General features: G+C 65.8%; 24 protein-coding genes. 18 read left to right on the forward strand and 6 right to left on the reverse strand.

Annotation, left to right across the window (positions count from 1 at the left end):
- Positions 1-299 precede the first annotated feature (299 nt).
- The 10 genes from BM190_RS16520 to BM190_RS16565 all read left to right on the forward strand — a co-directional run bounded on the left by BM190_RS16520 (position 300) and on the right by BM190_RS16565 (position 8,902).
- On the forward strand, positions 300-665 hold the full coding sequence (locus BM190_RS16520) for a hypothetical protein (protein ID WP_018315753.1): 366 nt from the start codon (positions 300-302) through the stop codon (positions 663-665).
- Positions 666-691: 26 nt separating this feature from the next.
- Positions 692-1,099, forward strand: coding sequence for a DUF4332 domain-containing protein (locus tag BM190_RS16525; protein ID WP_018315752.1), 408 nt, complete (start codon positions 692-694; stop codon positions 1,097-1,099).
- Positions 1,100-1,328: 229 nt separating this feature from the next.
- Entirely contained in the window at positions 1,329-2,189 is an 861-nt protein-coding gene (folP, locus tag BM190_RS16530; RefSeq protein WP_092256641.1) for a dihydropteroate synthase, read from the forward strand.
- Complete coding sequence (gene folB, locus BM190_RS16535) at positions 2,186-2,554, forward strand: dihydroneopterin aldolase (protein WP_018315750.1); 369 nt, start codon at positions 2,186-2,188, stop codon at positions 2,552-2,554. Before folP ends, folB begins: the two co-directional genes overlap by 4 nt.
- Entirely contained in the window at positions 2,555-3,046 is a 492-nt protein-coding gene (gene folK / locus BM190_RS16540) for a 2-amino-4-hydroxy-6-hydroxymethyldihydropteridine diphosphokinase (RefSeq protein WP_092256646.1), read from the forward strand.
- Between the two features lie 81 nt (positions 3,047-3,127).
- Positions 3,128-4,999 (forward strand): methylmalonyl-CoA mutase family protein, encoded by a 1,872-nt coding sequence (locus tag BM190_RS16545; protein ID WP_092256649.1) that lies wholly within the window; start codon positions 3,128-3,130, stop codon positions 4,997-4,999.
- Positions 4,996-5,460 carry a GFA family protein gene (locus BM190_RS16550; RefSeq protein WP_092256652.1) on the forward strand — a complete coding sequence of 155 codons (465 nt, stop codon included), beginning with the start codon at positions 4,996-4,998 and terminating at the stop codon, positions 5,458-5,460. The genes BM190_RS16545 and BM190_RS16550 overlap by 4 nt, the downstream gene beginning before the upstream one ends.
- Before the next feature lie 30 nt (positions 5,461-5,490).
- On the forward strand, positions 5,491-5,922 hold the full coding sequence (locus BM190_RS16555; RefSeq protein ID WP_143109051.1) for a hypothetical protein: 432 nt from the start codon (positions 5,491-5,493) through the stop codon (positions 5,920-5,922).
- Complete coding sequence (gene scpA / locus BM190_RS16560; protein WP_092256658.1) at positions 5,919-8,075, forward strand: methylmalonyl-CoA mutase; 2,157 nt, start codon at positions 5,919-5,921, stop codon at positions 8,073-8,075. Before BM190_RS16555 ends, scpA begins: the two co-directional genes overlap by 4 nt.
- A 38-nt stretch (positions 8,076-8,113) precedes the next feature.
- Positions 8,114-8,902, forward strand: coding sequence for an RsiV family protein (locus BM190_RS16565; RefSeq protein WP_177237108.1), 789 nt, complete (start codon positions 8,114-8,116; stop codon positions 8,900-8,902).
- A gap of 7 nt (positions 8,903-8,909) precedes the next feature.
- Here BM190_RS16565 and BM190_RS16570 read toward each other — a convergent pair whose 3' ends face one another.
- Complete coding sequence (locus BM190_RS16570) at positions 8,910-9,488, reverse strand: SRPBCC family protein (protein ID WP_244550656.1); 579 nt, start codon at positions 9,486-9,488, stop codon at positions 8,910-8,912.
- Positions 9,489-9,593: 105 nt separating this feature from the next.
- Between BM190_RS16570 and BM190_RS16575 the strand changes: the two genes are divergently transcribed.
- The 6 genes from BM190_RS16575 to BM190_RS16600 all read left to right on the forward strand — a co-directional run bounded on the left by BM190_RS16575 (position 9,594) and on the right by BM190_RS16600 (position 16,089).
- The gene (locus BM190_RS16575; RefSeq protein WP_092256664.1) at positions 9,594-10,586 is read left to right on the forward strand and encodes a tripartite tricarboxylate transporter substrate binding protein; all 993 of its coding nucleotides are present in this window, start codon (positions 9,594-9,596) and stop codon (positions 10,584-10,586) included.
- A gap of 228 nt (positions 10,587-10,814) precedes the next feature.
- Positions 10,815-11,306, forward strand: coding sequence for a tripartite tricarboxylate transporter TctB family protein (locus BM190_RS16580; protein WP_018315742.1), 492 nt, complete (start codon positions 10,815-10,817; stop codon positions 11,304-11,306).
- Between the two features lie 4 nt (positions 11,307-11,310).
- Positions 11,311-12,822, forward strand: coding sequence for a tripartite tricarboxylate transporter permease (locus BM190_RS16585; protein ID WP_092256667.1), 1,512 nt, complete (start codon positions 11,311-11,313; stop codon positions 12,820-12,822).
- A 52-nt stretch (positions 12,823-12,874) separates the two neighbouring features.
- The gene (gene meaB, locus BM190_RS16590) at positions 12,875-13,864 is read left to right on the forward strand and encodes a methylmalonyl Co-A mutase-associated GTPase MeaB (RefSeq protein ID WP_092256670.1); all 990 of its coding nucleotides are present in this window, start codon (positions 12,875-12,877) and stop codon (positions 13,862-13,864) included.
- Positions 13,861-14,517 carry a pyroglutamyl-peptidase I gene (locus BM190_RS16595; protein WP_092256673.1) on the forward strand — a complete coding sequence of 219 codons (657 nt, stop codon included), beginning with the start codon at positions 13,861-13,863 and terminating at the stop codon, positions 14,515-14,517. Before meaB ends, BM190_RS16595 begins: the two co-directional genes overlap by 4 nt.
- 201 nt (positions 14,518-14,718) lie before the next feature.
- Positions 14,719-16,089 carry a TIGR03808 family TAT-translocated repetitive protein gene (locus BM190_RS16600; protein WP_092256676.1) on the forward strand — a complete coding sequence of 457 codons (1,371 nt, stop codon included), beginning with the start codon at positions 14,719-14,721 and terminating at the stop codon, positions 16,087-16,089.
- Positions 16,090-16,118: 29 nt separating this feature from the next.
- Here BM190_RS16600 and BM190_RS16605 read toward each other — a convergent pair whose 3' ends face one another.
- The 4 genes from BM190_RS16605 to BM190_RS16620 all read right to left on the reverse strand — a co-directional run bounded on the left by BM190_RS16605 (position 16,119) and on the right by BM190_RS16620 (position 20,396).
- Positions 16,119-16,865 (reverse strand): TIGR03809 family protein, encoded by a 747-nt coding sequence (locus BM190_RS16605; RefSeq protein WP_177237118.1) that lies wholly within the window; start codon positions 16,863-16,865, stop codon positions 16,119-16,121.
- A 537-nt stretch (positions 16,866-17,402) separates the two neighbouring features.
- On the reverse strand, positions 17,403-19,118 hold the full coding sequence (locus tag BM190_RS16610; protein ID WP_092256682.1) for a S8 family serine peptidase: 1,716 nt from the start codon (positions 19,116-19,118) through the stop codon (positions 17,403-17,405).
- Between the two features lie 16 nt (positions 19,119-19,134).
- On the reverse strand, positions 19,135-19,830 hold the full coding sequence (locus BM190_RS16615; RefSeq protein WP_018315734.1) for a hypothetical protein: 696 nt from the start codon (positions 19,828-19,830) through the stop codon (positions 19,135-19,137).
- A complete protein-coding gene (locus tag BM190_RS16620) occupies positions 19,827-20,396 on the reverse strand; it encodes a sigma-70 family RNA polymerase sigma factor (RefSeq protein WP_018315733.1) in 570 nt (189 codons plus the stop codon). Before BM190_RS16620 ends, BM190_RS16615 begins: the two co-directional genes overlap by 4 nt.
- A 437-nt stretch (positions 20,397-20,833) precedes the next feature.
- Here BM190_RS16620 and BM190_RS16625 point away from each other — a divergent pair, with 437 nt between their 5' ends.
- Positions 20,834-21,991, forward strand: coding sequence for a GGDEF domain-containing protein (locus tag BM190_RS16625; RefSeq protein WP_092256684.1), 1,158 nt, complete (start codon positions 20,834-20,836; stop codon positions 21,989-21,991).
- Between the two features lie 63 nt (positions 21,992-22,054).
- Positions 22,055-23,158 (forward strand): DUF2336 domain-containing protein, encoded by a 1,104-nt coding sequence (locus BM190_RS16630; RefSeq protein WP_092256687.1) that lies wholly within the window; start codon positions 22,055-22,057, stop codon positions 23,156-23,158.
- A 10-nt stretch (positions 23,159-23,168) separates the two neighbouring features.
- On the opposite strand, the gene BM190_RS16635 is transcribed toward BM190_RS16630, so the two are convergent.
- A complete protein-coding gene (locus BM190_RS16635; RefSeq protein ID WP_018315730.1) occupies positions 23,169-23,807 on the reverse strand; it encodes an NrsF family protein in 639 nt (212 codons plus the stop codon).

The following is a 23,807-nucleotide window of genomic DNA, read 5'->3' on the forward strand; positions in this document are numbered from 1 at the left end:
ACCAGTTCCGTAGTTTAACGCATGTTGCGCGCCGATTAAAACGGTTCAACACGGCCGAACATGCGACATAGTCGGAAACGGACGGACGACATCAGCCGAAAGTAGGAACGAGGCGTTCGCAACGCGGCAATTTTTCGCCGATTCCAACTCCGCTCTTGCATCGCTGCAACACTTTTCGCGCGTTCGAAGGTGAATCGCGACGACGCGTGCGTTCATCGCTTGAATTTCACATCACACCGGCTCAAGATCATTTTCGAAAGAAATACTCCGGAAAGCAAACCGGCTGAGGGGCGGGCCTTATGGACGAGCTGATCGGGCGGCTGGCGACAAACGCCAGCATAGATAGTGCTGTCGCTGAAAAGAGCGTCGGCATCATCCTGGGCTTCCTCCGCAACGAGGGTCCTTCCGACAGCGTGCAGGCCCTGATCGATCAGATCCCCGGAGCGGAAGCCGCGATCGAGGCATCCAGGAGCGGCGGCGGACTATCGCGGCTGATGGGCGGCGGCTTGATGGCTGTCGGCACGCGCCTGATGGGCCTCGGACTTGGCATGTCGGAGATTCAAAACGTCGCCCGTGAACTTTTCCGCTTCGGCCGAGACAAAATCGGAGCAGATCAGATGGGCAAGATCGTTGCGGGGACGCCGGGCCTCAGCCAGTTCGCCTGAAGCTTTGGCAATTCATATCGAGTATCATGACATATCCGATCTCCGAGATTGAGGGCCTGTCGGTCTTTGCCGCCAACAAGTTGAAGGCGCAGGGCATCCGCACCACCGACGGGCTGCTCGAGGCGGCCGGCACGGTGAAGGGCCGCAAGGCGCTTTCCGCCAAGACCGGCATCAGCGAGCAGCTGCTGCTGGAATGGGCCAACGTCTCCGACTACATGCGTATTCCCGGCATGGGTCGGGCCAAGGTCGGCCTGGTCCGCGCCGCCGGCGTCACCACCGTGCGCGAGCTCGCCTATCGGAATCCGGCAAGGCTCGCCCAGAGCATGCGCGACGCCAACGAAAAGAAGAAGCTGCTCCGCATCCTGCCTTCCGAGAAGTCGGTCGGCGACATCATCGCCAAGGCGAAGAAGCTGCAGCCGAAGATCACGTATTAGTTCACTTGCTCTCTCCGTCATCCTGAGGTGCGAAACACGGGACGCAAAGCGTCCCGTGGAGAGCCTCGAAGGATGCACGGCCACCGCCACATCCGCACGGAGAGAGCCGGGCCGTCGCCCTTCGAGGCTCGCCGAAGAGGCGAGCGCCTCAGGGTGACGGTCTCAGACCAGGGTTGTGCTGCCCCATCCCGTCTTGACTCCCCCTCCCCGACCGCGCAAAGCGGGCGGCATGAATGCCTCGCCCTCCCCATCCGTCCCGCCGGCCGGCTCGGCCGGGCCAGATGCGCTGCGGAAACTGCTGGAACGACCGATCCCGGCGGTGATGGGCGTGCTCAACATCACCCCGGATTCCTTTTCCGATGGCGGCGAGTTCATCGCGCCCGAGCAGGCGCTCGCACGGGCGCGGGCGATGATCGCGGATGGCGTCGACATCATCGATATTGGCGCCGAATCCACCCGGCCCTACAAGGGCGCGAAGGCCGTCACGGCGGACGACGAGCTCGCCCGGCTGAAGCCGGTGCTGGCGGGCGTGGTCGCGCTCGGCGTGCCGGTGTCGATCGATAGCATGAAGGCCGAGGTGGTGGCCTACGCGCTCGACCAGGGCGCGGCGATCGCCAACGACGTCTGGGGCCTGCAACGCGACGCCGCCATGGCGCCGCTGGTGGCCGCGAGAGGCGTTCCCGTCATCGTCATGCACAACCGCGACGACGCCGATCCCGCCATCGACGTCATCACGGACATGAAGACGTTCTTCCTGCGCTCGCTGGATATCGCCGCAAAGGCCGGCATCGCGCGCGACAAGATCGTGCTCGATCCCGGCATCGGCTTCGGCAAGACTGCGGAGCAGAGCATGACCGCGCTGGCGCGCTTGCGCGAATTCGAGATGTTCGGCCTGCCGATCCTCGTCGGTGCCTCGCGAAAACGCTTCATCGCCTCGGTGTCGCCATCGGAGCCGAAGGACCGGCTCGCCGGCTCGATCGCCGCGCACCTGATCGCCGCGCAACGCGGCGCAAAGATCATCCGGACCCATGACGTCGCCGAGACCTTGCAGGCGCTGCGGGTGGCGAACGCAATCGAGGGCAAGCAATGACCGATACGATCTTCGTCACCGGCCTGTCGATCCACGCCCGCCACGGCGTGATGGATCACGAGACCGAAGTCGGCCAGCGCTTCGTCATCGATCTCGAACTCTATACCGACCTGTCGGAGCCCTCGCGCAGCGACCGGCTCGCCGATACCGTGTCCTACGCCGACGTCGTCGCGACCACGACGGCGGCGTTCAAGAACACCAATTACAAGCTGCTGGAGCGCGCGGCCGGCGCGGTGGCCGACGCCATCCTGTCGCACTTTCCGCGCATCCGTGCCGTGAAGGTCACCGTGCACAAGCCGCACGCGCCGATCGCCGCGATCTTCGACGACGTCGGCATCATGCTGACGCGCTCACGGCATCCATAAATGGCAAGCGTGCTGATCGCGCTCGGCGGCAATGTCGGCGATGTCCGCACGACATTCAAGAAGGCGATCGCCCATATCTGCGGCATGGCGCAAGGTGCCCTGATCGCGCGGTCCTCGGACTATGCCACGCCGCCGTGGGGCGACGAGGACCAGGCGCCCTTCATCAATGCCTGCATCGAGATCGAGACCGACCTCGATCCGCACGCGCTGCTGTTCGTGCTGCAGAAGGTCGAGCAGAAATTCGGCCGCACTCGGGACAAGGAGCGGCGCTGGGGTCCGCGCACGCTCGATCTCGACATGATCGCCTATGACGATGTCAGCTTGCAGAAGCCGGACCTGACCTTGCCGCATCCGCGCCTGTTCGAGCGCGCTTTCGTGCTGGTGCCGCTGGCCGAGATTGCACCCGACCGCGTGATTTCGGGCATTCCAGTGCGTGACGGGCTCGCCAGCGTCTCGACGCAAGGCATTGAGCGGCTTCCGGATACCGGTTAACCAAAAACAACCGTTTGCAGGGGCGGCCCGCCGTGGCAATTTCGCCTGCGAATAACGATACGTTTGGGAGCCCTTGGCCGCATGACCTCCGTGACTGACGACCTGCCGCTGGCGGCCGATTTTCCCAAGACGACCGTCGAGGATTGGCGCAAGCTGGTCGACGGCGTTCTGAAGGGCGCGCCGTTCGAGAAGCTGGTCGGCAAGACCTATGACGGCCTCAAGATCGATCCGCTCTATCCGCGCGCCAAGGGTGTCGCGCCCGTCGTGGGTCGACCAGCCGCCGCACCCTGGCAAATCATCCAGCGGATCGACCATCCCGACGCGGCGCTCGCGAATGCACAGGCGTTGCAGGATCTGGAGAACGGCGCGACCGGGCTCGCGCTGGTGTTCGCCGGCGGCAGCGGCGCTCACGGGTTCGGTCTGGAACCTTCGGCCGAAGCCATCGCAAGAGTCTTGAAGGACATCCATCTCGATGCCGGCATCGGCCTCGAGCTTCAGATCGGACCGCAATCGCGGATGGCCGCGATCCATGTCGCGGAATATGTGAAGAGCAGCGGCCTCGATCCCGCCGCCTGCAACATCCGCTTCGGGCTCGATCCGCTCGCGGCGGGCGCGGTGTGGGGCCACAGTCCCTATACCTGGGAGGAGATCGCCCCTGCCGTCACCGGCGCGATCAAGGGCCTCGCCGGGCTCGGCTTCAAGGGACCGTTCGCGTCCGCCGACGGACGCGTGATCCACGATGCCGGCGGCTCCGAGGTGCAGGAGCTTGCCTTCGTGCTCGCCTGCGGCGTCGCTTATCTGCGCGCGATCGAAGGCGCCGGCATTCCGCTCGAAGCCGCGCAAGGCATGGTCTATGCGCGGCTCGCCGCGGATGCCGACCAGTTCCTGACCATGGCGAAATTCCGCGCGCTGCGGCTGTTGTGGGCGCGCATCGAGACAGCGTGCGGGCTCACGCCCAAACCGCTGTTCATCGCCGCCGACACGGCCTGGCGCATGCTGACGCAGCGCGACCCTTACGTGAACATGCTGCGCGCGACCATCGCGACATTCGCGGCGGGGCTGGCCGGCGCCAACGCGATCACCGTGCTGCCGCATACGCTGGCCCTCGGCCTGCCCGATCCGTTCGCGCGCCGCGTGGCGCGCAATACGCAGCTCATGCTGCTGGAAGAGAGCAACCTCGCCAAGGTCTCTGATCCCGCGGCCGGGGCAGGCGGCATCGAGACGCTGACCACGCAGCTTTGTGAGGCGGCCTGGACCCTATTCCAGGAGAGCGAGACAGCCGGCGGTGCGTTTGCCGCGCTTCAGCAAGGCCTGTTTCAGGGCAAGGTCGCGGCCGCGCGAAAAGCGCGTGACGCCAACATCGCAAAGCGTCGCGACGTGCTGACCGGCGCCAGCGAGTTTCCGAACCTGCACGAGAGCGAGACCGCGGTGCTGAAAGCGACGCCGGTCGAGCTGGCACCGTACGGCGAGCAGAAATACAAGTTCGATCCGCTGCCGCCGATCCGGCTGGCGGAACCGTTCGAGGCGCTGCGTGACAAATCCGACGCGGCGCTGAAGGCGCGGGGCTCCCGGCCGAAAGTGTTCCTGGCCAATCTCGGCACGGCCGCCGATTTCACGGCGCGCGCGACCTTTGCCAAGAGCTTCTTCGAAGCCGGCGGCATCGAAGCCCTCGATAGCGAGGGCTTTGCCGATGCGGCCAAGGTGGTGGCAGCGTTCAAGGCCTCGGGCGCCGAGCTTGCCTGTCTTTGTTCCAGCGACAAGGTCTATGCGGAACACGCCGAAGCTGCAGCGAAGGCCCTGCAAACGGCCGGCGGGCGACATATCTATCTGGCAGGCCGCCCGAGCGAGACCGAGGCGGCGCTGCGGGCCGCTGGCGTCACGGGTTTTGTCTTCGCCGGAGGCGATGCGCTTGCCACGCTACAAGACGCCTATCGACGGATGGAACAGAAATGACCGAACCAGGCAAACCAGTTCTCACCGGCGGCTGCCAATGCGGGGCCGTGCGCTTTGGCGTCACGACGGCGCCAACCAGGATTTCGATCTGCCACTGCCGCATGTGCCAGAAGGCAGCCGGCGCGCCGTTCGCGTCTTTTGCCGACATCAACAAGACGGACTTTGCCTGGACCAAGGGGCAGCCGTCGTTCTTCCGCTCCTCCACCATCGCCGAACGCGGCTTTTGCGCCGGTTGCGGCACGCCGCTGAGCTTCGGCCGCATCGGCGGCGACCGGATCGAGATCATGACCGGCGCGTTCGACCGTCCTGACCAGATCATTCCGACACGACAGTTCGGCACCGAATCCCGCCTCGGCTGGGTGGTGGGCATCGCCAATCTGCCGAGCCAGACCACGCAACAGAATTACGGACCGGAGAAGATGGCGACGATCGTCAGCCATCAGCATCCGGATCATGATTGAGGCAAAGATGCAGACAATCTTGCGAATGTCATGACAGGTCAGTTCAAGGACAGCATGCGCGCAACTGAAACTTCTGGAATGATGGGTCTCGGCGCGATCGCTACGGTAATGGCAGCGCTGACCGGGACGATGTTCGGCGTCATCGTGAGTTTCCCGTTCTCGCTGATCGCGGTGATCATCTTTCCGATCCTGCTGATTGCTCTCGTACTGGCGGCGGTGCTGGCTGCCCCAGTCACGCTAGGGCTGTTTCCGCTGGCCTATCCGTTCCTGAGGGGCCGGCCGATGCTGGCGCAGCTCGCGTTTCCGCTGATCGGCGCGGCCGGCGGGGCCGTCATCACTTGGCTCTGGATTGCGCTGGGCGTATTGCCCAATCAGCCGCATTCCCTTGAGCTTTATTCTGCTATCGGCATGATATCTGGACTGGTCGCCGGAGCGTTCTTCGGGCGAGGATTGCACGCATGAGCCGTATACCGAACTTCGCAGACGTCGCCTTCGAGCGTGCCGCCACCGCTGCACCGTCAGGCAGCGCCGAGCCTTGGCTGACGCCCGAGGGCATTCTGGTGAAGCCCGCTTATGACGAGGCCGATCTTGCCGGGCTCGATTTCCTCGAGACCTATCCCGGCATCGCGCCTTACCTGCGCGGGCCCTACCCGACCATGTATGTCAACCAGCCCTGGACTATCAGGCAATATGCCGGCTTCTCCACGGCGGAGGATTCCAACGCGTTCTACCGCCGCAACCTCGCGGCCGGCCAGAAAGGCCTTTCCGTCGCCTTCGATCTCGCCACCCATCGCGGGTATGACAGCGATCATCCGCGTGTCGGCGGCGACGTCGGCATGGCCGGTGTGGCCATCGATTCCATCTACGACATGCGCACGCTGTTCGCGGGGATTCCGCTCGACCAGATGAGCGTGTCCATGACCATGAACGGCGCGGTGCTGCCGATCCTCGCGCTCTACGTCGCCGCCGCCGAGGAACAGGGCGTGCCGCCGGAGAAACTCTCGGGCACCATTCAGAACGACATTCTGAAAGAGTTCATGGTGCGCAACACCTACATCTATCCGCCCGCGCCTTCGATGCGGATCATCTCGGACATCTTTGCGTACACCTCGCAAAAGATGCCGAAATACAATTCGATCTCGATCTCCGGCTATCACATGCAGGAGGCCGGCGCGACGCAGGATCTCGAGCTCGCCTATACGCTCGCCGACGGCGTCGAATATCTGCGCGCCGGCCTAGCTGCAGGTCTCGACGTCGACCGCTTCGCGCCGCGCCTGTCGTTCTTCTGGGCGATCGGCATGAACTTCTTCATGGAAGTCGCCAAGCTGCGCGCCGCGCGCCTGCTCTGGGCGAAGCTGCTCAAGCCCTTCAACCCCAAAGACCCACGCTCGCTGTCGCTGCGCACGCATAGCCAGACCTCGGGCTGGTCGCTGACCGCGCAGGACGTCTTCAACAATGTGATGCGCACGACGGTGGAGGCGATGGCGGCGACCCAGGGCCACACCCAGTCGCTGCACACCAATGCGCTCGACGAGGCCCTCGCCTTGCCGACCGACTTCTCGGCGCGCATCGCCCGCAACACCCAGCTGTTCCTGCAGCAGGAGAGCGGCACCACGCGGATCATCGATCCCTGGGGCGGCTCGTATTACGTCGAGCGTCTGACGCGCGACCTCGCGGCGAAGGCGTGGGGCCACATCCAGGAGGTCGAGGAGCTCGGCGGCATGGCGAAGGCCATCGAGGCCGGCCTGCCGAAGCTGCGCATCGAGGAGGCCTCCGCCAAGACGCAGGCGCGGATCGACGCCGGCAAGCAGGCGGTGATCGGCGTCAACAAGTACAAGCCGACCGACGAGGCGCCGATCGACATCCTCAAGGTCGACAACACCAATGTCCGCCGCCTGCAGATCGACAAGCTGACGCGGCTGAAATCCGAGCGCAACCAGAAGGACGTCGATGCCGCGCTCGCTGCGCTGACGCGCTCGGCCGGCGAAGGCAATGGCAATCTGCTCGCGCTCGCGATCGACGCGGCGCGCGCCAAGGCGACCGTCGGCGAAATCTCTGACGCAATGGAGAAAGTGTTCGGCCGGCACCGCGCCGAAATCAAATCCATCACCGGCGTCTACAAGCGGGAGGCGTCCAGCATGGGCAATCAGGTCGAGAAGGTTCAGGCGCTGATCGACGCCTTCGAGGAGGCCGAGGGCCGCCGCCCGCGCATCCTCGTCGCCAAGATCGGCCAGGACGGCCACGACCGCGGCCAGAAGGTGATCGCGTCCGCGTTTGCCGACATCGGCTTCGACGTCGACATCGGGCCGCTGTTTGCCACCGCCGATGAGGCCGCGCGGCAGGCGGTCGAGAACGACGTGCACATCCTCGGCGTCTCCTCGCTCGCCGCGGCCCACCTCACCGCGGTGCCGGAGCTGAAGGCGGCGCTCAAGAAGCAGGGCCGCGACGACATCATGATCATCGTCGGCGGCGTGGTGCCGCCGCAGGATTACGACGCGCTCTACGCGGCCGGCGCTGAAGCGATCTTCCCGCCGGGCACGGTGATCGCGGATGCGGCTGAAGAGCTGATCCGCAAGCTGAATGCGCGGCTCGGGCATAGCGAAGCGGCGGAGTAGCTTCGCCGTCTATTTCCCGACAAGAAGGAATTTGCGTGATGTTTTTCGCGCCAATGTTCATGCGCGCGCTCGGCGTCGCCACGGTTTGCAGCGCGCTGTTCGGTCCCGCCCACGCCGCCGACCCCAAGCCCGACGCCGCCGTCAAGACCAAGAGCATCGAGGCGCGCATGTTCCTCGACGACAGGATCAAGGCGGATACGGCGCTGGCGGCGGATTGCGTCGCGGAGGGCAAAAAATGGCTCGACAAGAATGCCGCCGAAGCTGCCGCCGCGCGCAAAGCCGATCCGCAGTCCTCTAGGGAAGGCGGCTGGGACTTCGAGCGCAAATACGAGATCCGCTCGGTGATCGCCGACCGCTACATCAGCGTGCTGCGCAACGACTACATGAACACCCGCGGCGCGCATCCCAACTCGGACGTGAACACGATCCTGTGGGACAAGTCCGAGGGCAAGCGCATCTCGATCCGCCCATTCTTCACCGGGACTGCCGATAACGGGGGGACGATGAAGGTGATGGTGAAGGCCGTGATCGCCTCGCTCCGCACCGAGAAAACGAAGCGCGGCACCAGCCAGACCGCGACCGACGAATGGTTCAAGGGCGTCGCGCCGAGCCTGCTCAAGATCGGCGCGGTGACGCTCGCGCCGTCAACCGAGGTCGGCAAGAGCTCCGGCCTCACCTTCCACTATCCGCCCTACGCCGTCGGCCCCTACGCCGAAGGCGAGTATGTCGCCTTCGTGCCGTGGGAGACGCTGAAGCCGTATCTCACCGCGGAAGGCGCGCGCATCTTCGGCGGCGCGCGGCCGAAGGGCGACGCCGGGGAGCCGTGAGCGGTCGCTAACTGGACCGCGCCAGCGTCCGCGCAAGTGAGTCCGTCCAATCGGGAATCCAGGATGCGAATAGCGCCTGCCAGCGAGCAGCATCGGCCGGCTCGGTATCGAGAGCCACCGACCATTCGATGAGGGTGCGATCGCCCTCGATGATCGGGCGCAGGTGCATGGTGCCTTGATAGCGTGTCGGCGCCGGCGTCTGGCTTCCGTCATCTTGCGGATACGGCAGCGCGTCGAGACCGGCATAGGTCAGGGTGTGCTGCCGATCCGAGTGATCGACCAGGCGCTGACGGATCCAGTTTCCGAGATGGCAGAAGCGCCTGATCGCGCCGACTTCATCCCCGCGCTTGTCGTCTTCGATCTCGCTCTCGCTCACGCCGTCGATGTAAGCGGGATAGTTGTTGAAATCGCGGATCAGCGACCAGACTTCGTCCAGCGGGCGGTCCAGCACGGCGCTATAATAGGCTTGGGTCATCGGTGGCTTGCCTTTGGCTTTCGTTACGCGCAGAGGTTGGCGAATTGCGCTAGCAAAACCCACCCGATTTCCGACCGCCCATCCGATGGGCATCATGGTTTCACACAACATGGCGATCTCGTTGGTAGCGCTACCTTGCGGCGGTGCTGCAAAGCCGACTAGAATGGCACATTGAGAAGAGCACCCGACGTCACGGGCGCCGCTGGGAGAGATTCAATGTCCAAGATTTCGCGCCGCACCTTTGCGGCTTCGACCGCCGCCGTTGCCGCGTCCGCCGCTTTCGGCTTCAAGCCCGCACGCGCACAAGCCTATCCGGCCCGGCCGGTCACCGTGATCGTGCCATGGGGCGCAGGCGGCGGAACCGACGCGACCGCGCGCATTGTCGCAGCGCTTCTGGAAAAGGACCTCGGCCAGCCCTTCAACGTGGTCAACCGCACCGGCGGCTCCGGCGTGGTCGGCCATAGCGCGATCGCGACCGCACAGCCCGACGGCTACACCATCGGCATGCTGACCGTCGAAATCTCGATGATGCACTGGCAGGGCCTCACCGAGCTGACGCCGAAGAGCTACACGCCGCTGGCGCTGATGAACGAGGATCCCCCGGGCATCCAGGTCTCCTCCTCCTCCCCTTACAAGACGGTCAAGGAGCTGGCCGACGCGATCAAGGCGGCGCCTCCCGGCAAGTTCAAGGCCTCCGGCACCGGCCAGGGCGGCATCTGGCATCTGGCGCTGGTCGGCTGGATGCAGGCGATGGGCCTGCCCGCCAACCAGGTCGCCTGGGTGCCGTCGAACGGCGCGGCCCCTGCGATGCAGGATCTCGCCGCCGGCGGCCTCGACCTCACCACCTGCTCGGTGCCGGAGGCGCGCGCCATCATCGAGGCCGGCAAGGCCAGGAGCCTCGCCATCATGGCGCCCGCGCGCAACCCGATCTTCAAGGACGTGCCGACGCTGAAGGAAGCGATGGGCATCGATTATGCGACCGGCGCCTGGCGCGGCATCGGCGCCCCGAAGAACCTGCCGCCGGAGATCGCAACCAAGCTCACCGCGGCGCTGAAGAAGGTCTACGAGTCCGCCGAGTTCAAGGACTTCATGAGCAATCGCGGCTTCGGCACCGTGTGGGGCGATGCCGGCCAGTTCGCAGGCTTCATGGACAAGGGCGACGCCCAGATGGGTGAAGCGATGAAAGCGGCGGGCTTGAGCAAGGCGTGACCTTTCACAGCTCTCGCGTGAGATGACTTTGGCTGACGTGGTTGGTTCGCTCACTGCATCACCTCTCCCCGCGTGCGGGGAGAGGTCGAATTCGAGCTTTGCTCGAATTCGGGTGAGGGGGACTCTCCACGCCTCCAACTCTCACCTCGCCCGCGGCGAGCCCCCCTCACCCCAACCCTTTCCCCGCAAGCGGGGAGAGGGAGCGCACCTCCTGTAGGACTCCTCCCCATGCGTCTTCCCGACTCCGTCACGGGATCGTTTCTCGTCGTCCTCGGCGCGGCTGCCGCCTATGGCGGCTACATCCTGCCGCCGGTGCCGGGTCAGCCGGTCGGCCCCAACGTGTTTCCGCTCGTGATCGGCAGCGGCCTTGCGCTGTGCGGGCTCGCGATCGTGTTCGGGATCGGCCACTCCTTCGAGGAGGAGGAAGAGCTGATCCCGCTGGAGGACGGCCAGGCGGCCGCTCCTCCGCCGCAGGGCAAGCTCTACGGCCTGCGCGCTTTGCTGCCGCCAGCGCTGCTGCTGTTTTACGTCGCCGCGGCCGACCGGCTCGGCTTCATCATCACCGCGGCGATCATGGTCTACGTGACCTCGACCGCGCTCGGTGCGAAGTGGAAGCTGGCGCTGCCGCTCGCCGCGCTGTCGCCGTTCGCCATCCACCTCATCTTCGGCAAGCTGCTCCGCGTGCCGCTGCCCGCCGGCCTGCTGCCGACGCCCTGGTAATCCCATGCTGAAGACCTTGCTTGACGCATTCGCGCTGATCTCCACCTGGGAGGTCATCATTTCGATGTTCGCGGCCTCCGTGTACGGGCTCGTGATCGGCTCGCTGCCGGGCCTGTCGGCGACGATGGCAACCGCCCTGCTCGTCCCCGTCACCTTCTACCTCTCGCCGATCGCGGCGATCGCGACCATCGTCGCGGCGTCCTCGATGGCGATCTTCTCCGGCGACATTCCCGGCGCGCTCTTGCGCATTCCCGGCACGCCCGCCTCCGCGGCTTACGCGGACGAAGCTTACGCCATGACGCGTAAGGGCCAGGCCGAGCTCGCACTCGGAGCCGGCGTCTGGTTCTCCGCCGTCGGCGGCATCGCCGGCGTGCTGTCGCTGATGATCCTGGCGCCGCCGCTTGCCGAGATCGCGCTGTCATTCTCGACCTTCGAATATTTCTGGCTGGCGCTGCTCGGCCTGATGTGCGCCACCTTGGTGGCGCGCTCCTCCCCGGTGAAGGCGATCGCCGGCATGTTCCTCGGCCTGCTGGTTTCCTGCATCGGCATCGAAAATCCCGGCGGCGTGCCGCGCTTCACCTTCGGCCTCACCGATCTGTTCGGCGGCATCGAGCCGATCCCGGCGCTGGTCGGCGTGTTTGCGGTGGCGCAGGTGATGCGCGCGATGCTGACGCCGGAACCGCCGCCGCTGCCGCGGCGAAAATTCGGAAGCATCATGGCCGGACAGTGGAGGCTGACCAAGCTGTATCACTGGCAGATGACGCGCGGGAACATCGTCGGCATCATCATCGGCGTGTTGCCGGGCGCCGGTGCCGACATGGCCGCCTGGGTCTCCTACGCGATGTCGAAGCGCTTCTCCAAGGAGCCGGAAAAATTCGGCACCGGCCATGTCGAGGGCCTGGTCGAGGCCGGCGCCAGCAACAATGCCAGCATCGCCTCGGGCTGGGTGCCCTCGCTGCTGTTCGGCATCCCCGGCGACACCATCGCCGCGATCGCGATCGGCGTGCTCTACATGAAGGGCCTCAATCCCGGCCCGACGCTGTTCACCGAGAAGGCGTCGAGCATGTACGCGATCTATCTGATGTTCATCATCGCGAACATCATGATGATCCCGCTCGGTATCGCCATGATCCGGGTTGCCGCCTACATCCTGCTGGCCCCGCGCTCCGCCATCATGCCGATCATCATGCTGTGCTGCGCCGTCGGCTCGTTCGCGATCGGCAACAACATGTTCGGCGTCGTCACCGTCGCCGCCTTCGGCGTGATCGGCTACGTCATGGAGGCGAACGGCTATCCCGTCGCTGCGATGGTGCTCGGCATCGTCATGGGCACCATGGTCGAGCAGGCCTTCGTGACCTCGCTGATCAAGTCGGACGGCAGTATCCTGCCGTTCTTCGAGCGCCCGGTCGCAGCGATCCTCGCCGCGATGGCGATCGGCGCGCTGCTGTGGCCGGTGATGGTGTGGGTCTGGCGCAAGGTAAAACAGCCGCAAGCCGCGGCAGCCACGAGCCGGTGATATCGGGCGGGCGGGCCTCGCCTGCCCCGCCTCGGCATTGTAAAGCAGGGGCATGACTGAGAAGAAGCCCTCGCTCGACATCAAGACCCTCGCCAAGGAGCTCCGCGGCGGCAGCCGCGCGGCGCTGGCGCGGGCCATCACGCTGGTGGAGAGCCGGCGCGCCGACCATCAGGCGCTGGCGCGGGAGCTGGTGCAGAGGCTTCTGCCGGAGACCGGCAAGGCGTTCCGCGTTGGCATCACGGGATCGCCCGGCGTCGGCAAGTCCACCACCATCGATGTGCTCGGGACCTATCTGATCGAGCAGGGCCACAAGGTCGCGGTGCTCGCGGTCGATCCGTCCTCGGCTCGCAGTGGCGGCTCGATCCTCGGCGACAAGACCCGGATGGCGCGGCTGTCGGCCTCGGACGATGCCTTCATCCGCCCGTCGCCGTCCTCGGGCACGCTCGGCGGCGTCGCCGCGAAAACGCGCGAGGCGATGCTGTTATGCGAGGCTGCCGGCTTCGGCGTCGTGCTGGTGGAAACCGTCGGCATAGGACAGTCCGAGACCGCGGTCTGCGACATGACCGATTTCTTCCTCGCGCTGATGCTGCCGGGCGGCGGCGACGAATTGCAGGGCATCAAGAAGGGCCTTGTCGAGCTCGCCGACATGATCGCGATCAACAAGGCCGATGGCGACAATCTCAAGCGCGCCAACATCACCGCTGCCGATTATCGCGGCGCGCTGCATATCCTCAGCCCCAGGTCCGAGCATTGGCACCCACCCGTCGTCACCTATTCGGCGCTGGCCGGCACCGGCATCACCGACCTCTGGCAGAAGGTTTTAGACCATCGCAAGGCGATGAATGCGTCCGGCGATTTCGCCGCGCGGCGGCGCGACCAGCAGGTGAAATGGATGTGGTCGATGCTGGAGCAGCGCATGCTGGCGCGGCTGCGCAGCGAGGCCTCGGTTCGCACCAAGGTCCGGAAGATCGAGACCGAGGTCGCCGAGGGCCATCTCACGCCGGCCCTCGCCGCCGAGCAGATCTTGGAGTTGCTGAAATGAGCGAAAAGCTCCGCATTCTCCTCTCCGGCTTCGGACCGTTTCCCGGTGCCCCCTATAACCCGACCCAGCCGCTGGTCGCGCGACTCGCCCAACTGCGCCGTCCGGCACTCGACGATGTCGCGATCTCCAGTCACATCTTCCCGGTCACCTATGCCGCGGTCGACCGGCAATTGCCTGACGTGCTCGCGAAGGTGAAGCCGGATGCGCTGTTGATGTTCGGCCTCGCCGCGCGCACGCCTTACCTGCGGATCGAGACCCGCGCGCGCAACGCCGTCACCATGCTCTGGCCCGATGCCGCCAACACCCGATCGAGCAAGCGGGGCATCGCCGGCCATGCCGACGCGATGAATTTCGGTCCGCACACGGCAAGGCTGCTGCGCGCTGCGCGCCTCACCGGCATCGATGCGCGCTCCTCGCGCGATGCCGGCGCCTATCTCTGCAACTACCTGAGCTGGCGCGCGATCGAGAACGTGAAGGCGGGCGGCCCGCAGCTCGCGGCGTTCATCCACATTCCCTCGCTCGCACGCAGCGGCGCGGTTCGGCGCAAGGGTGCGCCGCGGATCACGCTGGAAGAGCTGGTGGATGCGGGGGAAGCGATGCTGATGGAGATGGTGGCGTTGGCGAGGAAGGGGCGGAACACGCCGGCTTCGTAGAGTGGGCAAAGGCGCCCCTGCGCCGTGCCCACCATCTCGTTCCATCTCCCGTCAAATCGTGGGCACGCTACGCTTTGCCTACCCTACGGCACCGTCTCTGCGTAAACATTTAACCCTACCGCGAACAATCCCCGCGCCCTCGCCTGCCCTGCGCTACCTAGTCGGCGCGGATGCCCTCCCGCCTCCGCCGGAGGACGCGTCATGGACCTCAATCGCCGTCATCTCATCGGGGCTTCGACCGCAGGCATCGCGGGCGCGCTCGCCATGCCGGCCGACGCCGCGCGCGCGGCACCACTGACATCCCTGCTCGGCCGCGATGCCACACAATACGGCGTGCGGCCCGGCAGCAGCGAAGATCAAACCCGCGCGCTGCAGCGCGCGATCGACGAAGCTGCACGCGCACAGCTGCCGCTGGCGCTACCACCCGGCGTCTATCGCGCCGGGCTGTTGCGGCTGCCCAACGGCGCGCAATTGATCGGTGTGCGCGGGGCGACGAAACTCGTCTTCACCGGCGGCGCCTCGGCGATCCAGAGCGACGGTTCGGACTCCATCGGCCTCACCGGCATCACTTTCGACGGCGGCAGCATTCCGCTGCCGGCGCGGCGCGGGCTGATCCATGTCCTCGGTGGGCGCGACACGCGCATCACTGATTGCGAGATCACGAATTCAGGCGGCAGCGGCATCTGGCTCGAACAGGTGTCCGGCGACATCTCCGGCAACATCTTCACTGACATCATGGTGACGGCGGTGGTCTCGTTCGACGCCAGGGGCCTCAGCGTCTCGCGCAACACGATTCTCGGCACCAACGACAACGGCATCGAGATCCTGCGCACCGCGATCGGCGACGACGGCACGCTGGTTGCCGACAACCGCATCGAGAACATCAAGGCCGGCCCCGGCGGCTCCGGCCAGTACGGCAACGCCATCAACGCCTTTCGCGCCGGCAACGTGATCGTGCGCGGCAACCGCATCAGGAACTGCGATTACTCCGCAGTGCGTGGCAACTCCGCCTCCAACATCCACATCACAGGCAACAGCGTCAGCGACGTTCGCGAGGTCGCGCTCTATTCGGAGTTTTCGTTCGAGGCCGCGGTGATCGCCAACAACACGGTCGACGGCGCCGCGGTCGGCGTCTCCGTCTGCAATTTCAACGAAGGCGGCCGCATCGCGGTGGTCCAGGGCAACATCATCCGCAACCTCGTTCCGAAGCGCCCGATCGGCACCGCGCCGGACGACGATGCCGGCGTCGGCATCTACATCGAGGCGGATACCTCGGTGACCGGAAACGTGATCGAGAACGCACCGTCCTACGGCATCGTCGCCGGCTGGGGCAAATATCTGCGCGACGTCGCGATCACGGGCAACGTGATCCGCAAGGCCCTCGCCGGCGTCGGCGTCTCCGTCGTGTCGGGCGCCGGCATCGCGCTGGTCAACAACAACATGATCTCCGAGACCCCGCGCGGTGCCGTGGTCGGGCTGGACCATGCGCGTGCGGTGACGTCGGATCTGTCAGCCGACGGCGCGCAGCGGTTCGCGCAGGTGGTGCTCGGCGGCAATGCGGTGCGGCGCTAAAGCCGCCCGTCGCCTCTGGCCGCCAGACGCTAGAACGCGTTCCTGAGCAGCGGGTACTTGGCTTCGAGGCCGTCGAGGCTGAAGGTGAATTCGACGACGCGCTCGGGGGCTGCGACGATTTCCTCGGCCGGCGGGGTGAACTGCGGCAGGAGCGATGCCATTGCAGCTGGCGCAGCCGTCTGCGGCTTCGCGGCAGGGACCGCGAGTGGCGGTCTCACTTCAGGCGCCGCGCGCGGCGCCATTGCGGCGGGCCCGGCGAGCGGTGACCTCACGGCAGGTGCGGTCAGCGGCGCCTTCGCTGCTGGAGCCTTGAGCGGCGGTATCTCGGCAGGCGCGATAAACGACGCCATCGCAGCGGAGGCTGCGGGCGCGGCGAGCGGCGCGACCGGGGCTTTGGTGATCTCAGTGAGAACGTCCGGCTTCGGATCGAGCCTGACCGGCACGGCGGTCTCGGGGGCGATGTGGACGGCCTTTGGCTGCAGGGTCTTGGGCTGCACGATCTGCGCCTGTTGCTCGCGCGGAAACACGCGGGGCATGGTCGCCGGCGACCAGCCGAATGCCGGCGTCACGCTCGCGGCCGCCTCGGCGACGTCCCCACCGGTCGCGAGCGCGCGCCAGGTCTGGACCGCGCGCTTGGCTTCCTGGATGTTTTCGAGGAATGCGATCTCGGAGTGATAACGGCGCCAGCGGCCGGTCTCGAACATTTCGGAGAGATGTTGCAGCCGCTGCTCGGCGAGAGCGCACCAGCGCGCCGCGACGTCGCGGCCAGCAACCACAGCACGCGCAGACGCCCAATCGGACGTGCAGCTAGACTCTTGGCGATGTGTCATGAACCAGCCCGTCAGGGGAAAACACGGACGCGGAGGACGCAACGCACACGAATCAATTTAGACGCGACATGAATATTTTGTGGAAAAGTTTTGACTTGTCCAGCAACGACACGGCATTCGTCGTCAATCACCGTAGTCGTGCGGAGATTTGCTGTGTTTTCGAGTCAAGCCTCGCACAAGCATAGCGGAGGTGCGACGCGCCGGGCGAACAGCCGACTCGAACATGGCGGCGTCCCATCAACCGCAAGCTGAACGAACGCGACGCTTTGAAGAATCGGATGCCGAAAAGAAAAGACCCGTCCGGGGGGACAACCGGACGGGTCAAGCCATATGGGCGCTTGGGGTGGATGGGCGCTCGCGCCTGATATGACTGATGGGGAGGGATGACCGCTCCCACATAATTTGGTCGTGGCAGCTGGCTGAACGTTCAATGCGGGGTTCGATTTTTTGACCTTCGGCCCGCGCGCATCTTTGTCGCAGCCGCTATCGCGTCGCCGGCCTATCCGCCTGAGAAATCGTGGATTTATCGTCCGCACTCGACAACGAAGGTTGTTCGATCGCGCGGGTGCCAGGCTCATCGCGACGCTTGCCGGCATCTTCACGTTTTGTTGTACCGGAGGCAGCCGCAACCGGCGTCGCGCTGTCGGCGGGAACAGCCATGACCGCGGCAAACGCATCGGTCTGGCCGTCGCCGAAAAGCTCGTCACGCCCGGGGGAGCCGAGGTCGCGCGCGGTCTTCGCCAGCGTCATGCGCAGCGCTTCCGGCTTCAAGGTGTAATTGCGCTCGAGCAGCAACGCCGCGACGCCTGACACATAGGCGGCCGAGAACGAGGTTCCCGACGTCATCTGGTACTTGCCGTCCGGCGCCGGCAGGAAGATGTCGACCCCGGGCGCCGCGACGGCAATGTAATTGCCGCGGTTGGACGCGGTGAATAGCCTGTCCTGCTGGTCGGTCGCGCTGACGGCAATCACGTTGGGATTGGCGGCCGGATAGAGCGGCGGCGATTTTGCGCCGGCATTGCCGGCGGCGGCGATCAGCACGAGGCCGCGCGCGGCGGTCGCCGCGATGGCGCGCTCGATCACCGCGTCCTTCGGTCCGGCAAAGCTCATATTGACGATCTGCGCGCCGTGCTCGGCGGCGTAATTCAGCGACCGCAGGATGATGTAGGACGAGCTCTCGGCGCCGCCATTGCTGCCACCGAAGGCACGGATCGCGATGATGCGCGCCTGGGGCGCGCTGCCCATCAGCCGGTCATGCGCCACGATGGCGCCGGCGATGCCGGTGCCGTGGACGTGCGGCCCCTCCGCGCTGCCGAGCGCATCGAAATTGTCGGCGACGGAATTGGCGAGCTCGGGATGCCTTGTGTCGATGCCGGAGTCGATCACGGCAATCGTAACGTTGGCGCCGTGCGCCAGCGTATGCGCCTGCGGCAAGCGGAGCTTTGTCAGTGCATATTGCGCAGGATCGCCTTCGGTCGGGGGCGGCGATTTCTGGTCCTGCAGCACATAGCGGAAGTTCGGCTGGAGCGAGCGCACGCTGCCGTCGGCTGCGAATTCGCGCCGCACCGTCTCGTACGGCCGGCCATCCGTGATGCGGAACAGACCGAACGTAGCCCCGATCAGCGGGAAGCTCTCCGACGAGATCCGCGTCAAGCCGTGCCGGCGGGCCAACGCGTCGGCATCAGCGGGCGACAATGTGCCGTCGATCTCGGCCACGAATTCGTTGGCGAAGCTGCGAAGATTGGCGGCGGCCGGCGTGGCGTTGCCGCGGCCCTTGCCGGCGCTCTTCTTGGCGGATTTGCCCAAGCCACCGCCGCCGGCATTCGGCTGCGCCAGGCATTCGCCGTCGGCATCGCGATAGGGCGCGGTACAGGCCGGATACAGGTTCGGCGAGTAGCGCGCATAGGGCAGCACCGTCGTCGTCGGCCGCAGGCGCGACGTCGTGGTGTGGGGAATGGTCGCCATCGTCCGCGGGCCGCGGTCGACGGACACCGCCCTGGCCGAGATGGTCGGACCGATGCGCGGGGCGATGCTCGGAGAGATGGTCGGCGTTCGCGTGGGCACGCTGATCGTCGGCGTGCGCATGATCGCCTGCGCCTGCGCAACCTCGACGCCGAGACAGGCGGCGATCAAAAGCGCGGCGCCGACCGATGAAGCGTAGGCTCCGGCGCGCACCCTGCTCTCGGACTTGCCTGTCATCGGATCAGCGGCGCGCTTAAGGCGCCGCGACGGCGAGGTTGACGAACTTCTCGCGCTGCATCTTGCCGAGCAGCGAGGCGAGCTCGTCCTGGCTCATCGCCTTGTCGAACTGGAGGCGGAACATGCCGCCCTTGGCATCGCCGATGATCGAGGCCTGGTAGCTGTCGAGCAGCGCGGTGATGTCGGCGACGCGGGCCTCGGGCGTGAAGCGCACCAGCGCGCGCGCCGGCGGAACGGTGGTGCCGAGTTCGCGAGTGATCGGACCACTGGTCGAGAGCGAAGCGGTCTGGAAGGTCGCGGGCTGGTTCTTCATCAGCACGGCGCCGATGATTCCGGCTTGCAGCATCAGCGCGATGGCGCCGAGGCTCGCCGACCACGCCAGCGTGCGCGGCGACAGGCTCGCGAAGAAGGTCGAGATGCGCGCCGACAGCGGCAGCGAGCCGCTCGCCCGCGCCGGCTCGGCATCGATCGCGGCGAACAGCTTCTGCAGCGCGCGCGCCGACGGAGCGCCCAAGCTCTCGTTCAGATGAATGGTCTCTTCGTACTCGCCGCGGATTGCGGCATATTGCCTGGCAAGCTCGGGATCGCGCGCCAGCGCATCCTCGACCCGCCGCGCATCGCGCGCGTTCAGCGTGCCGGCCGCGTGCCACGGCAGCAGCAGTTCAATTTCACTGGGCTCTTGCTCCAGCATCTTCTTGCTCAAAGCCATCATGGCCAGCCTCGCTCAACGCCGGCTGCCTTCAGCAGTTCGGCCAGTTTCTTGCGCGCATAGAACAAGCGCGTCTTCACAGTGTTCTCCGGTATTCCGACGATTTCGGCCACCTCTTCCACGGACTTCTCGTGGTAGTAGACGAGATCGACGATTTCCCGATGGTCCGGCGAGAGGCCCGTCAGACACTCCCGCAACGCTTCACTGGTATCCTTCTTCTGCACCACCGTTTCCGGATTGTCGGACGTATCCTCGATCGCGTTGGCGGCGTCTTCGTCCAGTTCGAAATCCTTCCTGCGCCGGAGCGCAGACAGGGCCTTGAAACGGGTGATTGCCAGTAGCCAGGTAGAAACGGCGGATCGGCCCTCGAACTTGCCGGCTTGACGCCAGACGTCGAGAAATACCTCGCTGATGAGGTCTTCCGCCGCCTGCTCGTCCCGCACGAGCCTCAGCCCGAACCTGTAGACCCTGACATGGTGCCGCCCGTACAGCACCTGCATGGCGAGCCGGTCACCTTGGGCGATCCTGGCGATCAGGACCTCGTCCGAAGCCGCCTGTGTCACGCTCAAAGGCCGTCTCGCAAAGTTGGTCGGGTCGGCGCGGCGGACGGTTCGACCGGGGGCGCAAAATTGTTCAATCTACCGCAGTCGTACGGTCGCCTATGTGACCTACCCCACATACGCGTATTTTTCTTGTCCCACCCCCGGCCATCGGCCGTCTTCATCCAGATCGGTAACATAATACTGCGATACTTCCCTGCGGAATGCCTGTCCGGCACAGGCGGCCCGGCCTCGTTCGGTTCCATAGCAACCCTGCACGACATATGTCTCGCCAAGCCCGGCTTAGGCTCGATCGCATCGCAAACGGATGCCTGATCGCCGGCAAAATTTCCCCGCCAGCCTAGCACCTTGTTCCGCGCTGCACGGTTCGGATTCGGTTTCAAAGGATACCAAACCTAAAGGCTTGCCACGTAGATTTTTACGCTGACATCACCATTGGCGGGACCATGAGCACGGCCGCGACGTCCTTTCCCGAGAGGAATGCCGCTGAGGTCGCGGATCTCGTGCTCACGCCCGAGGCGGCGGCGTCCGAAGTGCTGGCGCGCCGAGCCCGGCAGCGCCGCCAGATGTATATCGGCCAGGTGGCGAGCTATTCGCTGGGTGCCTCGGTCCTGCTGCTCTACGCCTATGGCGGCACGGTCTCCATGGCCGTTCCGTCGCTATTCTGGCTCGGCGGCCTCCTGATCATCGGTACGTTCACCGTGCTGTCGGAAGCCGGCTTCGGCGACCGGTTTGAGGATCATTACCTCACCGTCTTCCAGATCTCGGCGCATATGGCGCTGCAGCTGCTGTTCTTGCTCGCAGTGCCGACGGCCGGGGTCGCTTTCCTCGCCGTGCTGTTCCTGATCTTCGCATTTGGCACGCTGCGCATGACCTCTCACCAGGCGATGGTCACCTGGGGCCTTGCGACTTGCGGGCTCGCTTTGGTCTTCCTGGGCTCGGACCTGCCGATCGGGCTGCCGGTTGCGACCCGGCTGGAGCGAACCGCCTCGATGCTCTGTTTCGTGCTGGTGATCGGCCAGTGCGCCTTCCTCGGCCTGTTCGGCGCCACGCTGCGCAAGATCCTGTACCGGCGCAGCATCGAGCTGAAGGCCGCCTATCAGCGCATCGAGGAGCTGGCCGAGCTCGACGAACTCACCGGCTCCTACAACCGCCGCTGCATCATGCGACTTCTCGACTCCGAGATCGAAAAGTCGCGGCAGGCATCGACGCCCTGCGCGATCGCGCTGATCGATCTCGACTGGTTCAAACGCATCAACGACGCCCACGGCCACCCCGTCGGCGACGAGGTGCTGCGCACCTTCGCGATCACCATGTTCGCCAACATCCGCCCGGCCGACTGCTTCGGCCGCTACGGCGGCGAGGAATTCCTCCTGCTGCTGCCGGACACAACGGGCGAGGCCGCACAGCGCACGCTCGAGCGCTTGCGCGGCATCGTCGCCGATCTCGACTGGAGCGCATTCTCCCTGAATTTGCGCGTGACCATTTCCGCGGGCGTCGTGACGCTGCGCGACGTCGATACTGCCGATACGTTTCTCGCGCGCGCCGATCGCGCGCTCTATTCCGCCAAGGCGCAAGGGCGCAACCGCATTGCAACGAGCTGACCAATCCATTTCTTCCCGCTGCGACAGAAGCCGCCGCCGGACCGAGCGCTCCAGGACAGGGCCATGAGATCCAGATCCGCAAAAACATCCGAGAATTTGCTCGAGGAACTGCAGGCTGCACTCTCGCACGGCACCGTCGCGCGCCGGGTCGAGACGCTGCGCCGCGTCACCGATCTGTTCGTGGGCAACGCGGTGGATTATTCCGACGACCACATCCGCGTGTTCGACGACGTGTTCCAGTGCCTGATCGAGCAGATCGAGACCTCGGCCAAGGCGCTGCTCGCCGACCGCCTCGCACCGATCGCGGCCGCGCCGCCGAAAATCATGCGCACGCTCGCGCTCGACGAGGTCATCGAGGTCTCCGGCCCCGTGCTGTCGAAATCGGAACGGCTCGACGAGACGACCCTGATTGAGATCGCGCGCACGCGAGGTCAGGCGCATCTCAAGGCGATCTCGCTGCGACGGGTGCTGTCGGAAGCGCTGACCGACGTGCTGGTGACGCGCGGCGACGAGGACGTGGTGCAATCGACCGTCAGCAATCCGGGCGCGCGGCTCTCCGAGGGAAGCCTCACCGATCTCGTCATCCGCGCCGAGCGCGACGACGACCTCGCCACTTGCATCGGGCTGCGGCCGGACCTGCCGCGCCATCACTATTTGAAGCTGGTCGCCAAGGCGTCCTTGAGCGTGCGCAGGAAGCTCGAGGCCGCGCATCCGGAACTCATGGACGAGGTGTCGAGCGTGGTGCAGGAAGTGGCCCAGAGGGTCCGCGCCGCCGCCATGACGAAGCAGACCGAGATGGCGCGCGCGCTGGTGAAGTCGCTGCACGAAGACGGCCGTCTCAACGAATTCCAGATCACCAGTTTCGCCGAGCAGGGCAAGTTCGACGAAACCAATGCGGGGCTCGCGGCGCTCGCGGGCGTCGCGGTCGAGACCGCCGAGACCATGATGATCGAAAGCCGCACCGAGGGCGTGATGATCCTCGCCAAGGTCGCGGGCATGTCCTGGCCAAGCGTGCGGGCCATCATCGCCATGCGCGAGAAGCTCTCCGGCGGCTCGCAGACCGACATGCTGACGCTGCGCGACGTTTACGAGGCGCTGCGCAGCTCGACCGCGCAGCAGGTGCTGCGTTTCCACCGCATGCAGCTGGGCACGACGCCGGCGGCGTGAGGCCGGCGCGCTAGTAACGCAAAACCCTCGCCCCGACCGCCGCGCCGATCGCGGTCACCAGCGCGGTCGCGAGCGTGTACCAGGTCGCGACGAACAGCGGCGAATCGTCAGTGCAGTGCGAGGCATAGAGGGTCGCGGCAAGGCCGGCCGACACCAGGCCGGCGAGCGCTCCGGCAAGCGCCGGCCGCGACGGCGCGCCATGGCGCAGGCCGAACAGCGCCCCCGCAAGCAGCGGCAGCGACATCGCCGGAATTGCGACCAGGCACACCCTTGAGTTCTTGCCCATCAAGCGCATCGTCATCGGCATGGCCGGCGCCATCATCGCCTCACTGCCGATCGCGACCGCGAGCAGTCCGACGGGAAGCAGCAGCAGCCAGCCCCAGCCGCGCAGCAGGGCTTCCGGACGCGACAGATGCAGGCTGACGATGATGGCGGGAATCGCGAGCGACAGCGTCACCGCGAATTTCATGTCGAAGAACGGGTTGTGCATCGCGCTCATCACGTCGTGACGCACGCCGAGGAACGTCGCGAAGATCAGGATCGACAAGGGCGCGGCCACCAGGAGCGCCGTGGTCAGCACGGTGCCGACGCGCGGCGCCCGATGGGCGTTGTCGGCTGCGAGCGAACGGATGAGTTGATCGGTGTCCAT

Source organism: Bradyrhizobium sp. Rc3b (genome assembly GCF_900114915.1).
Classification (GTDB): Bacteria; Pseudomonadota; Alphaproteobacteria; order Rhizobiales; family Xanthobacteraceae; genus Bradyrhizobium.